Below are 13281 nucleotides of genomic sequence, written 5' to 3'. Positions count from 1 at the left end.
CCAAACGGCCTGCGAGCTCCTCCGAGTCCACCTCGTTACGGGCGCAGCCGAGAGTGACGAGTGCGACGGTACGGCGTTCAGGCATGGGCTCAAGACTACTTTGTCTCTGTGACACCCCATGTCGAAGGGGTTGGCCGATTCCCGGCCAACCCCTGGTCGCGTGCCTGCTCGGGGGCCTATCCGACCTGCGGGTCGCCCTTGGTGTACGTGAGGCGTTCCACGGCACCCGGCTGGAACTGGTCCTCGATCTTCTTGCCGTTGACGTAGAGCTGGATGGCTCCGGCGTCACCGAGGATGAGGTTGATCTTGGCGCTGTCCTGGAAGGTCTTGGACTCGCCCTTCTTGAGCAGCCCGTCGAAGAGCATCCGGCCGTTGTGGTCCTTGGCGGAGATCCAGCTGCGTCCGTTCGCGGCGCTGACCTGGACGGTCACCTTGTCCTGGGGCGCGGCCGCGATGGCGCTGTCGGAGGGCGCGGGCTTCTGGTCGGCGGGCTTGCTGCTCTTGGGCGTGGGCTTGGCGGGGGCGCTGGTGGTGGCCGTGGAGCCCTCGGCGACCTGGGTCTTGCCGTCGCCGTCGCCGCCGCCCTTGAAAGCGGTGAAGCCGACGAAGCCGACGACCACCACGATCGCGGCGACCATGGCGGCGGTCCAGTTGGGTCCGCGCCGCTCGGGGCGGATGCGTTCCGCCTCGAACAGGGGGGCGGCGGGGGTGGGGGCGGGGCGGCCGCCGTGCGCGGCGTCGTACTGCGCGAGCAGCGGGGCGGGGTCGACGTGCACTGCCTTGGCGAGGGTCCTGATGTGCCCGCGGGCGTAGACGTCGCCGCCGCAGGGGGCGAAGTTGTCGGCCTCGATGGCGTGCACGATGGCGATGCGGACCCGGGTGGCGGTGCTGACGTCGTCGACGGTCAGCCCGGCGGCGATCCGCGCCTGGCGCAGGGCGGTGCCGACGGAGGGGCGGGCTTCCTCGGATACGTCGGATACGTCTTCGAACGGACGCTCGTCTTCAGGGGAGTTGCCGATGGACACGGGGGCGCCTTTCGAGCGTGTAGCCGCCTGTGCTGGACATTCAGTCTAGGGGGGTGCCAAAGGGTGGAGCGACCCGGCGGTAGGACTTTGTACGCCATCGGAATGGCCGGACAATCCGATGGTGGGACAGGTGCGGAGCCCATGGCGGGACGCGCACCGTTCCTCTCGCTCAACTTGACGTACGTCCAAGGGGAACGGTTGCCCGCCGCTCGCTAACGGGTGGATCACGGTGCGCCCGTCCGCCGGCGGCGACCGCCTCCGTTCGGACACCACGTCCTGTTGCTGCTACCCCTCGTACCCGGCGGGCATCCCTGCCGGATTCGGCTATCCCTCCGACTCGCCCCGGATGACGGCCAGCACGCCGTCCAGCTCGTCGGGCTTCACCAGCACGTCGCGCGCCTTGGAGCCCTCGCTGGGACCGACGATGTTCCGCGACTCCATGAGGTCCATGAGCCGGCCGGCCTTGGCGAAGCCCACGCGCAGCTTGCGCTGGAGCATGGACGTCGAGCCGAACTGCGTGGAGACGACCAGCTCGGCCGCCTGGCACAGCAGGTCGAGGTCGTCGCCGATGTCCTCGTCGATCTCCTTCTTCTGCTTGCTGCCCACGGTGACGTCGTCGCGGAAGACCGGCGCCATCTGGTCCTTGCAGTGCCGGACGACCGCCGCGACCTCCTCCTCGGTCACGAAGGCGCCCTGCATACGGGTCGGCTTGCTGGCCCCCATCGGCAGGAACAGCCCGTCGCCCTTGCCGATCAGCTTCTCGGCACCCGGCTGGTCGAGGATGACGCGGCTGTCGGCGAGCGAGGAGGTGGCGAACGCCAGCCGGGAGGGCACGTTGGCCTTGATCAGACCGGTGACGACGTCGACCGAGGGCCGCTGCGTGGCGAGCACCAGGTGGATGCCGGCCGCGCGGGCGAGCTGGGTGATGCGCACGATCGCGTCCTCGACGTCGCGCGGCGCGACCATCATCAGGTCGGCGAGCTCGTCCACGATCACCAGCAGGTACGGGTAGGGCTGCAGCTCGCGCTCGCTGCCCTCGGGCGCCTTCACCTTGCCGTTCCGGACGGCCTCGTTGAAGTCGTCGATGTGCCGGAAGCCGTAGGCGGCCAGGTCGTCGTAGCGCAGGTCCATCTCGCGCACGACCCACTGCAGCGCCTCGGCGGCCCGCTTGGGGTTGGTGATGATCGGTGTGATCAGGTGCGGGATGCCCTCGTACGCGGTCAGCTCCACGCGCTTGGGGTCGACGAGCACCATGCGCACGTCCTCGGGGGTCGCCCGCATCATGATCGAGGTGATCAGGCAGTTGATGCAGGACGACTTGCCGGAGCCGGTGGCGCCGGCGACCAGGACGTGCGGCATCTTCGCGATGTTGGCCATCACATAGCCGCCCTCGACGTCCTTGCCGAGCGCGACCAGCATCGGGTGGTCGTCCTCGGCCGCGTCCGCGAGGCGCAGCACGTCGCCGAGGTTGACCATCTCCCGGTCGGTGTTGGGGATCTCGATGCCGACCGCGGACTTGCCGGGGATCGGGCTGATGATCCGCACGTCGGGGCTCGCGACGGCGTAGGCGATGTTCTTGGTGAGCGCGGTGATCCGCTCGACCTTGACGGCGGGGCCGAGTTCGACCTCGTAGCGCGTGACCGTCGGCCCGCGCGTGAAGCCGGTGACCCGGGCGTCGACCTTGAACTCGGTGAAGACGTTGGTGAGCGAGTCGACGATGGCGTCGTTGGCGGCGCTGCGCGCCTTGCCGGGGCCGCCCCGCTCGAGCAGGTCGAGGGAGGGCAGCGAGTAGGTGATGTCGCCGGAGAGCTGGAGCTGTTCGGCGCGCGGCGGCAGGTCGCGGGTCTCGGGCGGCGGGGTCTTGGTGAGGTCGGGGACCCCGGCGGGCTGGTCCGCCCGGGGGCGGCCGGCCGGCGCGTCCGTCTTCGTCCGGGCGGCCGGGCTGTCCTGGCCGGGGCGTGCCGGGGGGCTCTCCCGGCCGGGACGGGCGGCCGGTACGGGGGTCGGGCTGGTGCGCTCCCGGTCGCCGGTGGCGACGCCCTGGGTGAGGTCGGCGACGATCGGCGAGGGCGGCATGCCGTGCAGCACCGCGCCGTCGAGCGCGGCGGCGGCAGCGGCCGCCACGTCCACGGCGTCCGGCTGCCGCTCCATGTCGGGCTGCGGCACGGCGGAGCGCCGGGGCCGGCCGCGGCGCCTGGACAGGGCCTCCTGCTCGGCGGCCTCGGGGTCGTGGTCCTTGCCGGCGCCGCCGCGGCGCCCGCGCGGGCGGGCGGGCAGCGCCTCGCGCCACTGGTCGTCGTAGCGCTCGTCGTCCTCGGTGTAATCGGCGGGCTCGTCGTCCTTCGGGTCGGGCAGCAGGCCGAGCCTGACGCCGAGCAGCCTGAGCCGCTGCGGGATGGCGTTGACCGGGGTGGCGGTGACGACCAGCAGCCCGAACACCGTCAGCAGTACCAGCAGCGGTACGGCGAGGACCTCCCCCATGGCGTACGTCAGCGGGGTCGCCGCGCCCCAGCCGATGAGGCCGCCGGCGTCCCTTATGGCCTGCATGCCGTCGCTGCGCGCGGGCGAGCCGCAGGCGATGTGGACCTGTCCGAGCACGCCGATGACGAGCGCGGAAAGGCCGATGACGATGCGTCCGTTGGCCTCGGGCTTCTCCGGGTGGCGGATGAAGCGCACGGCGATGACCGCGAGGAGGATCGGCACGAGCAGGTCCAGCCGGCCGAAGGCGCCGGTCACCAGGATCTCGACCAGGTCGCCGACCGGGCCGCGCAGATCGGCCCAGGTGCCGGCGGCGACGATCAGGGCGACGGCGAGCAGCAGCAGGGCGACGCCGTCCTTGCGGTGGGCGGGGTCGAGGTTCTTGGCGCCCTGTCCTATGCCGCGGAACACGGCGCCGACGGCGTGGGCGAGGCCGAGCCAGAGGGCGCGCACGAGCCGGTACACGCCCCCGGTGGGGTTCGGCGCGGGTCTGGGCACGGGCCTGCTCGCCGCGGCCTTCCTGGCGGGCGCCTTCTTGGCGGGTGCCTTTTTCGCAGCGGCCTTCTTCGCCGGAGCCTTCGCCGGAGCGGCCGCCTTCTTCGCGGGCTGCTTCTTGGCTGCGGAGGGACGTGAGGCCATAGGTGTGAGGTTACCGGTGGAGACGACAGCGGACACGTGTGCCCACGGCTTCACCCGTTCGTGTCGTGCCTGCGGTGGCGGTGAACTGACGCGACCTCACCGGGGGCCGGGCGTCGGCCGGTCGCCTCGTGCGCGCGCCCGGCGCCCGGGGCGCCGGGCGTCAACTCCCTTGGCTCAGCTCTGGGAAGGCACCGAGGAGGTGCTGCCGGTGCCCGGCTCGAGCGCGTCCAGCGCACGCCGCAGACCCGTCAGCTTCCGCTCCAGGTGGGCCGCCGTGGCGACCGCGGCCGCGTCCGCCGAATCGTCGTCCAACTGCTTGGAGAGGGCCTCGGCCTGCTCCTCGACGGCTGCCAGGCGCGCGGACAGCTCGGCGAGCAGACCCACCGACTCCTTGCCCTCGGCCACGCCGCCCTTGCCGCCGCCCTCCAGCTGGAGCCGCAGCAGGGACGCCTGCTCCTTCAGCTGGCAGTTCTTCATGTACAGATCGACGAAGACGGAGACCTTGGCGCGCAGCACCCAGGGATCGAACGGCTTGGAGATGTAGTCGACCGCGCCGGCCGCGTAACCCCGGAAGGTGTGGTGCGGGCCGTGGTTGATCGCGGTGAGGAAGATGATCGGGATGTCCCGGGTGCGCTCGCGCCGCTTGATGTGCGCGGCGGTCTCGAAACCGTCCATGCCCGGCATCTGGACGTCCAGCAGAATGACCGCGAAGTCGTCCGTGAGCAGCGCCTTGAGCGCCTCCTCCCCGGACGATGCCCGCACCAGCGTCTGATCGAGCGCGGAGAGGATGGCCTCCAGCGCCAGCAGATTCTCCGGCCGGTCATCGACCAGGAGGATCTTGGCCTTCTGCACCATGGCCCGCCCTCCTCGCCCCGGCTTGGGGCCACCCCTGTCCGCAGGAACCGGGAGGGCACCGGCGGGTGCCGCCCCGGCGGACGGCTCCCTTGCGCCGTCCGTCCTTGTGCCGGTCATCGTAGCCGCACCCCGCCTGTCGCCACACCCTGTCACCGCGATGTCACTGTGCACGTAGCAGAAACGCGGCGGGAGACCAGAAGGTTCCCCGAATCCCGCACTTCTACACAGCTTCGCACACCCTGAGTCAGCGGCTTCGGGGGCGGCCCCGCGACGCCGGGCGGGGCGGCCGCCGTCACTGCTCCCGCATCCACTGCTCCATCACGGCCAGCAGGTGATCGGGGTCGACCGGCTTGGTCACGTAGTCCGAGGCGCCCGACTCGATCGCCTTCTCCCGGTCGCCCTTCATGGCCTTGGCGGTCAGCGCGATGATCGGCAGTCCGGCGAACTGGGGCATCCGCCGGATCGCCGTCGTGGTCGCGTAACCGTCCATCTCGGGCATCATGATGTCCATCAGCACCACCGCCACGTCGTCGTGCTGCTCCAGGACCTCGATGCCTTCCCGGCCGTTCTCCGCGTACAGCACCGACAGGCCGTGCTGCTCCAGAACACTGGTCAGCGCGAAGACGTTGCGGATGTCGTCGTCGACGATGAGCACCTTCTCGCCCCCGAACCGGACGTCCCGGTGCCCCTGCTGTGCCGTGTCCGCCTCGTCCGCCGTCCACTGCTCCTGCCCTGCCCGGCCCGGCTGCGCGGGCCGCTGCTCGGCGGAGGACGCGAGCGGGGCGGAGGACGCGGACGGCAGGGCCCTGCGGCGGCGCCGGAAGAGCGCGGCGGCCCCGTTCTGGGTCTCCTGGTACGACTTCACCTCGGCCGGCGTCTCGATCCGGCCGGAGGTCAGCTCCGGCAGGTCCGGCTCGTGGGCCACCAGTTCGTCGGCGTCCAGGACGGAGCCCGACTGCTGGTAGCCGTGCGGGGGCAGCTCACCGGGGTGCAGCGGCAGATACAGCGTGAACGTCGAACCGCGGCCCGGCTCGCTCTGCGCGTGGATCTCGCCGCCGAGGAGCTGCGCGATCTCCCGCGAGATGGACAGCCCGAGCCCCGTACCGCCGTACTTGCGGCTGGTGGTGCCGTCCGCCTGCTTGAACGCCTCGAAGATCACCCGCATCTTGCTGGCCGCGATGCCGATGCCGGTGTCCGTGACCGAGAACGCGATCAGCTCCGCGTCCGGGTCGGTCAGCGAGCCGGCCTCCAGCAACTGCTCGCGGATCACCTGGGGAACGTCGTCCCGCGCGGGACGGATGACCAGCTCCACCGAGCCGGAGTCGGTGAACTTCACCGCGTTGGACAGCAGGTTGCGCAGCACCTGCAGCAGCCGCTGCTCGTCGGTGTGCAGGGTGGCCGGCAGCTCGGGCGAGACCCGCACCGACAGGTCCAGGCCCTTCTCGGCGGTCAGAGGCCGGAAGGTGGCCTCCACGTAGTCGATCAGCTGCACGAGGGCGATGCGCGTCGGGGAGACGTCCATCTTGCCCGCCTCGACCTTCGACAGGTCCAGGATGTCGTTGATCAGCTGGAGCAGGTCGGAGCCCGCGCCGTGGATCGTCTCGGCGAACTCCACCTGCTTCGGGGAGAGGTTCCCCTCGGCGTTGTCGGCGAGCAACTTGGCCAGGATCAGCAGGGAGTTCAGCGGCGTACGCAGCTCGTGCGACATGTTGGCGAGGAACTCGCTGCGGTAGCGCATGGACACCGCGAGCTGCTCGGCGCGCTCCTCCAGGACCTGCCGGGCCTCCTCGATCTCGGAGTTCTTCGCCTCGATGTCCCGGTTCTGCTGGGCCAGCAGCTCGGCCTTCTCCTCCAGTTCGGCGTTGGACGCCTGAAGGGCCTTCTGCCGCTGCTCCAGCTCCTCGGACCTCAGGCGGAGTTGCTCGGTCAGCTCCTGGGACTGCTTCAGCAGCAGCTCCGTCTTGGTGTTGACGGAGATGGTGTTGACGCTGGTGGCGATCATCTCCGCGATCTGGTTCAGGAAGTCCTTCTGGATCTGCGTGAACGGTGTGAAGGACGCCAGCTCGATCACGCCGAGCACCTTGCCCTCGAACAGCACCGGCAGCACGATCACCTGCGCGGGCGGGGCCTCGCCGAGCCCGGAGGAGATCTTCAGATAGCCGCTGGGCGCGTTCTCCACCAGGATCGTGCGCTTCTCCTGGGCGGCCGTCCCGATCAGCGCCTCACCGGGCCGGAACGACGTCGGCATGGACCCCATCGAGTAGCCGTACGAGCCCAGCATGCGCAGCTCGTACTCGTCCTCGCTCTCCCCGCCGAGCTCCTGGCCCTCCACCGGCTGCAGGGCCACGAAGAACGCGCCGTGCTGGGCGGAGACCACGGGGGTCAGCTCGCTCATGATCAGCGAGGCGACGTCCTGGAGGTCCCGGCGTCCCTGCATCAGCGCGGAGATGCGGGCGAGGTTGCCCTTGAGCCAGTCCTGCTCCTTGTTGGCGATCGTGGTGTCGCGCAGGTTGGCGATCATCTTGTTGATGTAGTCCTGCAGTTCCTGGATCTCGCCGGAGGCGTCGACGTCGATCTTCAGGTTCAGGTCGCCCCGGGTCACGGCGGTCGCCACGCGCGCGATGGCACGCACCTGCCGGGTCAGGTTCCCGGCCATCTCGTTCACCGACTCGGTCAGGTCCCGCCAGGTGCCGTCCACGTCGCGCACGCGCGCCTGGCCGCCGAGCTGCCCCTCGGTGCCCACCTCGCGGGCCACGCGGGTGACCTCCTCGGCGAAACTGGACAGCTGGTCGACCATGGTGTTGATCGTCGTCTTGAGTTCGAGGATCTCACCACGGGCGTCAATGTCGATCTTCTTCGTCAGGTCGCCCTTGGCGATGGCCGTCGTCACCATCGCGATGTTGCGCACCTGACCGGTCAGGTTGGACGCCATCTGGTTCACCGACTCGGTGAGGTCCTTCCAGGTGCCGGCCACGCCCGGTACGTACGCCTGACCGCCGAGGATCCCGTCCGTGCCCACCTCGCGGGCCACCTTGGTGACCTGGTCCGCGAACGAACTCAGCGTCTTGACCATGGTGTTGAAGGTGTCCGCGAGCTGCGCGACCTCGCCGCGCGCCTCGATCGTCACGGTCCGCGTCAGGTCGCCGTTGGCGACCGCGGCGGCCACCTGGGAGATGTTGCGCACCTGCATGGTCAGGTTGTTGGCCATCAGGTTGACGTTGTCGCTGAGGTCCTTCCAGATGCCGACCACGCCCGGCACGTGCGCCTGGCCGCCCAGGATGCCCTCCGTGCCCACCTCACGGGCCACGCGGGTCACCTGCTCCGCGAACGACGACAGCTGATCAACCATGGTGTTGACGGTCGTGACGAGCTCGAGGATCTCGCCCTTGGCGTCAACAGTGATCTTCTTGGACAGGTCGCCCTTGGCGACGGCGGTGGTGACCTCGGCGATGTTGCGGACCTGGATGGTCAGGTTGTTCGCCATGAAGTTCACCGACTGGGTGAGGTCCTTCCAGGTGCCGGCCACCCCCTGCACCTCGGCCTGGCCGCCCAGGATGCCCTCGGTGCCCACCTCACGGGCCACGCGCGTGACCTCCTGGGCGAACGACGACAGCTGGTCCACCATCGTGTTCAGGGTGTTCTTGAGCTCCTGGATCTCCCCGCGCGCGTCCACGGTGATCTTCTGCGACAGGTCGCCGCGCGCCACCGCCGTGGCCACCTGCGCGATGTTGCGCACCTGCGAGGTCAGGTTGCCCGCCATGCCGTTCACCGAGTCGGTCAGGTCGCGCCACACGCCGGCCACCCCGGGCACCTGCGCCTGACCGCCCAGCCGCCCCTCCGTGCCCACCTCGCGCGCCACCTTGGTGACCTGGTCGGCGAAGGCGGAGAGCTGGTCGACCATCGTGTTGATGGTGTTCTTCAGCTCGAGGATCTCCCCGCGCGCGTCCACGTCGATCTTCTGCGACAGGTCGCCGCGCGCCACCGCCGTCGTCACCTGGGCGATCTGCCGCACCTGGGAGGTGAGGTTGCCCGCCATGAAGTTGACGGAGTCCGTCAGCTCCTTCCAGGTGCCCGACACGCCGTCCACGCGCGCCTGACCGCCCAGGCGGCCCTCCGTGCCCACGTCCCGCGCCATACGGGTCACCTGGTCGGCGAACGACGACAGCTGGTCCACCATCGTGTTCACGGTGTTCTTCAGCTGGAGCATCTCGCCGGAGACGTCGACCGTGACCTTCTGCGACAGGTCGCCGTTGGCCACCGCCGTCGTCACCTGGGCGATGTTCCTCACCTGACCGGTGAGGTTTCGGAACGCGGTGTTGACGGAATCCGTCAGGTCCTTCCACGTACCCGCCGCACCCGCCACCTGCGCCTGGCCGCCCAGCTCGCCCTCGACGCCGATCTCCCGCGCCACGCGGGTCACCTCGGCACCGAACGACGACAGCTGGTCCACCATGCCGTTGACGGTGTTCTTCAGCTCCAGCATCTCGCCGGCCACATCAACGGTGACCTTCTGCGACAGATCACCGCTGGCCACCGCCGTCGTCACCGCGGCGATGTCCCTCACCTGGGTGGTGAGATTCCGGAACACCGTGTTGACGGAATCCGTCAGGTCCTTCCACGTACCCGCCGCGCCCGGCACGTTCGCCTGACCGCCGAGCCGCCCCTCCGCACCGACCTCGTTGGCCACGCGCGTGACCTCGTCCGCGAAGATCCGCAGCGTCTCGGTCATCTGGTTGATCGTCTCGGCGAGCTGCGCGACCTCGCCGCGCGCCGGCACGGTCACCTTCTGCGACAGATCACCGTTGGCCACGGCCGTCGTCACCTGCGCGATCCCGCGCACCTGGGCCGTCAGATTGCCGGCCATCAGGTTCACCGAGTCGGTGAGCTCCTTCCACGTGCCGTCCACCCCCGGCACATGCGCCTGACCGCCCAGGATGCCGTCCGTGCCCACCTCACGGGCCACCCGCGTCACCTCGGAGGAGAACGCCGAGAGCTGGTCGACCATCGTGTTGACGGTGTTCTTCAGCTCCAGCATCTCGCCGGCGACGTGCACGGTCACCTTGCGCGACAGGTCACCCTTGGCCACCGCCGTCGTCACCAGCGCGATGTCCCGCACCTGCGCGGTCAGCCGGTACGCCATCGTGTTGACCGAGTCCGTGAGGTCCTTCCACGAACCCGACATCCCGCGCACCTGCGCCTGGCCGCCCAGCTTGCCCTGGGTCCCCACCTCGCTGGCCACGCGCGTGACCTCGTCGGTGAACGTCGACAACTGGTCGACCAGGTTGTTCACCGTCCGCCCGACCTTCAGGAACTCACCGCGCAGCGGATGCCCCGCCCCCTCGGCCACCTGCGTGCGCAGCTCCATGCGCGGCGACAGATCGCCCTCCGCGACCGCGGACAGCACCCGCCCGACCTCGGAGACGGGCCGTACGAGGTCGTCGACGAGCGCATTGCAATTGTCGATCGCGGCCGCCCAGGAGCCCTCGCAGGCACCCGTCTCCAGCCGCTCGGTGAGCTTCCCCTCACGACCCACCATGCGCCGCACGCGCGACAGCTCGCCCGTCAGATGCAGATTGCGGTCCGCCACCTCGTTGAAGACGGCCGCGATCTCCGACATCACGCCGTCCCCGGACACCGTGAGCCGCTTGCGGAAATTGCCGTCGCGCATCGACACCAGAGCGGCCAGCAGTCGGTTCAGGGCGGCCGTGTCCACCGCGGTGGTGGCGCCGGCCCGCGGCTTGCGCCGGCTGTCCGCCGGCTGTCCGCCCTTCGCGCGCGTCCTCGTGCTCCGCGTCGCTGCGCCAGACTCCACTGTGTCCCTCCCGCAGGACTCGACCATTACTGCTGTGCTCCGGTACTACTTGTGCGACGTACCGGTTACTGCTGCGTATTTCCGCCCGATGCGATCAGGCCACACCACGGGCTGCTGCCCCGCGTACGAAGAACACACTCAGCCTGCCCGGACCTTCACCAGAAGCTTGCCCAGTGTTTCACCCCCACCGAACCAGGCCATAACAGTTCGGCAGCTTTGCACACCGTCCGCACACCCTCCGGGCGGAAACACGGCTGACCGGCATCCGCACGGACGGCGAAGGTAAGTAACCTTGCATGCGGCTGTCCAGCCACGCCGGTCCGTCCGGCCTGGGCGGTGGCACGGGAACGAGCGGGCATCGGAGGGCGGCCGCACACAATGACCACCGGAGTGATCCCCGGGGGACAGCCCCCGGCGCCACGGCCGAAGGGCCCACACCTGCCGGAGCAGCGGCGCGAGCCGGCCGGCCACGGGGCCCTCCACGTCGACGACCGGACAAGGAGTTCTGTGATCACCGCGCGCGCGGCCGCCAGTTTCGAGCCCCTGGGGCGATCCGTAGCGACCGCCCGCTCCTTCGTCCGCGACACCCTCCAGGGGTGGGGGTTCGGCGACATCGTCGACGACGCCGTGGTCCTCACCAGCGAACTGGTCACCAACGCCGTCGTGCACGCCGGCACGGCCGCCGACGTCCTGTGCCTGCGCAGCGACGAAGGGGTACGCATCGAGGTCTCCGACCGATACCCCGAGCGCGAGGTCCCCGTCCAGAACGCGGCCGTCAACATGGGCAGCCCCGACCGTGAGGGTGGCCGCGGTCTCCAGCTCTGCGCGGCCCTGGCCACCCGCTGGGGCGTGGAATACACACCCACCCGCAAGAACGTCTGGTTCCAACTCGACCAGCCCGAGCGCCCCGTCGGCACCCGAGCCGCCGGCCCCTCGCTGCCCGCCGACCTGCTCCCGCTCGCCGACGGCCGGGTCCGCGTCGCCGTCGTCCAGATCGACCGCGGCGGCGCCATCACCGCCTGGAACGAGGACGCCGAGGAACTCTTCGGCTACGCCGCCGAGCAGGTCACCGGCAAACCCCTCACCGACCTCGCCGCCTGGCCGCACACCCCCGGCACCGGCACCGGCATCGCCGAGGCGCTCCAGCTCTCCCGCTGGGAGGGCAGCTACGGCGTCCGCGGCGCCCACGGCCGCGTCATCCCCGTCTACGCCTCCCATCTGCGCGTCCGCGACACCGGCGGCGAGCCGTCAACCGTCTGCCTCCTCGTGAGGGACCACGAACGGGCCGTTCTGCAAACGCCCCTGCGCGTCCCCGCCGGCGGTGACCCGGGCACCGCCTCCGACGGCCCCAGCACCGACCCCTTCGAGGTCTTCATCGGCTCACCGGCCCCCGACGACCTCGACGGCCTGCTCCAGCGCACGGTCGAACGCGCCCGCGACATGCTCGACGCCGACGCCGCCTTCCTGCTGCTCGCCACCGACGACGAGACGGAACTGGAGGTCCGCGCCTCCACCGGCCTGCCCTCCGCCCGCCAGCGCTTCGCCCGCGTCCCCGTCGAAGCCGGCCCCGGCCGCTACGGCTCCGCCCGCATGCCCGCCGTCCACGACGACCTCACCGCCTCCCCCGGCGCGGTGCCCCTGCTGAACGGCACCGGAATGCGCTCGGTGGTCACCGTCCCGCTCAAGGTCGAAGGGCGCCTCACGGGCTCCCTGGGCGTCGCCGCGGAGGGCTCCGGCAGATACTCCAACGAGGAGGCGCTGCGCCTGCAGTTCGCCGCCGACCGCATCGCCCTCGCCGTCGAGTCGGCCCGCCTCGGCGAGCTGGAGCGGCTGCGCCGAGGCTCCCTCAGCTTCCTCGTCGAGGCCTCAGACCTGCTGGCCGGCACCCTCGACCGCGACCAGACCCTGGCCCTGATGGCCCAGATGACGGTGCCGACCCTGGCCACCTGGTGCGCCGTCTACACGATCGCCGACCAGGCCTCCGAGCCCTACCTGTCCTACGTCCTGCACGAGGACGAGGAACTGATCGACGGCATCAAGTCGCTCCTGTCCAAGATCGCCCCGCCGGACCCGGTACCCACCCCCGGCGCACGCGTCTGGTCGGCCCCCGGCGAGGCCGCCCACCAGGCGGCCCTGCGCACCTCCATGCGCAGCCTCAGCCTGGGCGACTCCCACCACCGGATCGGTACGACCATCGGCCCGACCCTCGCCACGGCCGCCGCGGTCGGCGGCGAGACGGTCGTCCTGCCGCTGGTCGCCCGCAACCGCGTGATCGGCATGCTCACCCTCGGCAAGCCCACCGACGAGCACTTCCGCCAGGAGATCCTGGAACTCGCCGAGGACCTCAGCCGACGGGCCGCCCTCGCCCTGGACAACGCCCGCCTCTACTCCGAGCGCACGGCCATCAGCCAGTCCCTCCAGCGCAGCCTGCTGCCGCCGGAGCTCCCCCAGATCGACGGCGTCGAGGTCGAG

5 protein-coding genes are annotated in these 13281 nt (G+C 70.4%); 1 reads left to right on the top strand and 4 read right to left on the bottom strand.

Annotated features, from left to right (window positions below):
- Positions 1-176: 176 nt before the first annotated feature.
- From IE249_RS12870 to IE249_RS12855, 4 genes are all read right to left on the bottom strand, one after another.
- Positions 177-1025 (bottom strand): helix-turn-helix domain-containing protein, encoded by an 849-nt coding sequence (locus IE249_RS12870; RefSeq protein ID WP_189704948.1) that lies wholly within the window; start codon positions 1023-1025, stop codon positions 177-179.
- A gap of 324 nt (positions 1026-1349) precedes the next feature.
- Positions 1350-4142, bottom strand: coding sequence for a DNA translocase FtsK (locus tag IE249_RS12865; RefSeq protein WP_189704947.1), 2793 nt, complete (start codon positions 4140-4142; stop codon positions 1350-1352).
- A 174-nt stretch (positions 4143-4316) separates the two neighbouring features.
- The gene (locus tag IE249_RS12860; RefSeq protein ID WP_189704946.1) at positions 4317-4997 is read right to left on the bottom strand and encodes a response regulator; all 681 of its coding nucleotides are present in this window, start codon (positions 4995-4997) and stop codon (positions 4317-4319) included.
- A 292-nt stretch (positions 4998-5289) separates the two neighbouring features.
- On the bottom strand, positions 5290-10809 hold the full coding sequence (locus IE249_RS12855; protein ID WP_189704945.1) for a HAMP domain-containing protein: 5520 nt from the start codon (positions 10807-10809) through the stop codon (positions 5290-5292).
- A gap of 378 nt (positions 10810-11187) precedes the next feature.
- Between IE249_RS12855 and IE249_RS12850 the strand changes: the two genes are divergently transcribed.
- Positions 11188-13281 (top strand): GAF domain-containing protein (locus IE249_RS12850; RefSeq protein ID WP_229858319.1); only part of this gene is annotated, 2094 nt, incomplete at its 3' end.

Source organism: Streptomyces anandii JCM 4720 (assembly GCF_014650655.1).
GTDB classification, from domain to species: domain Bacteria; phylum Actinomycetota; class Actinomycetes; order Streptomycetales; family Streptomycetaceae; genus Streptomyces; species Streptomyces anandii.
The sequence above is the reverse complement of the archived record's forward strand: the minus strand, read 5'-3'. Positions and strand labels throughout refer to the sequence as shown.

Coding starts and splice junctions, on each gene's coding strand:
- IE249_RS12865 (WP_189704947.1), bottom strand. CDS start 4,142: ATGGCCTCACGTCCCTCCGCAGCCAAGAAGCAGCCCGCGAAGAAGGCG.
- IE249_RS12860 (WP_189704946.1), bottom strand. CDS start 4,997: ATGGTGCAGAAGGCCAAGATCCTCCTGGTCGATGACCGGCCGGAGAAT.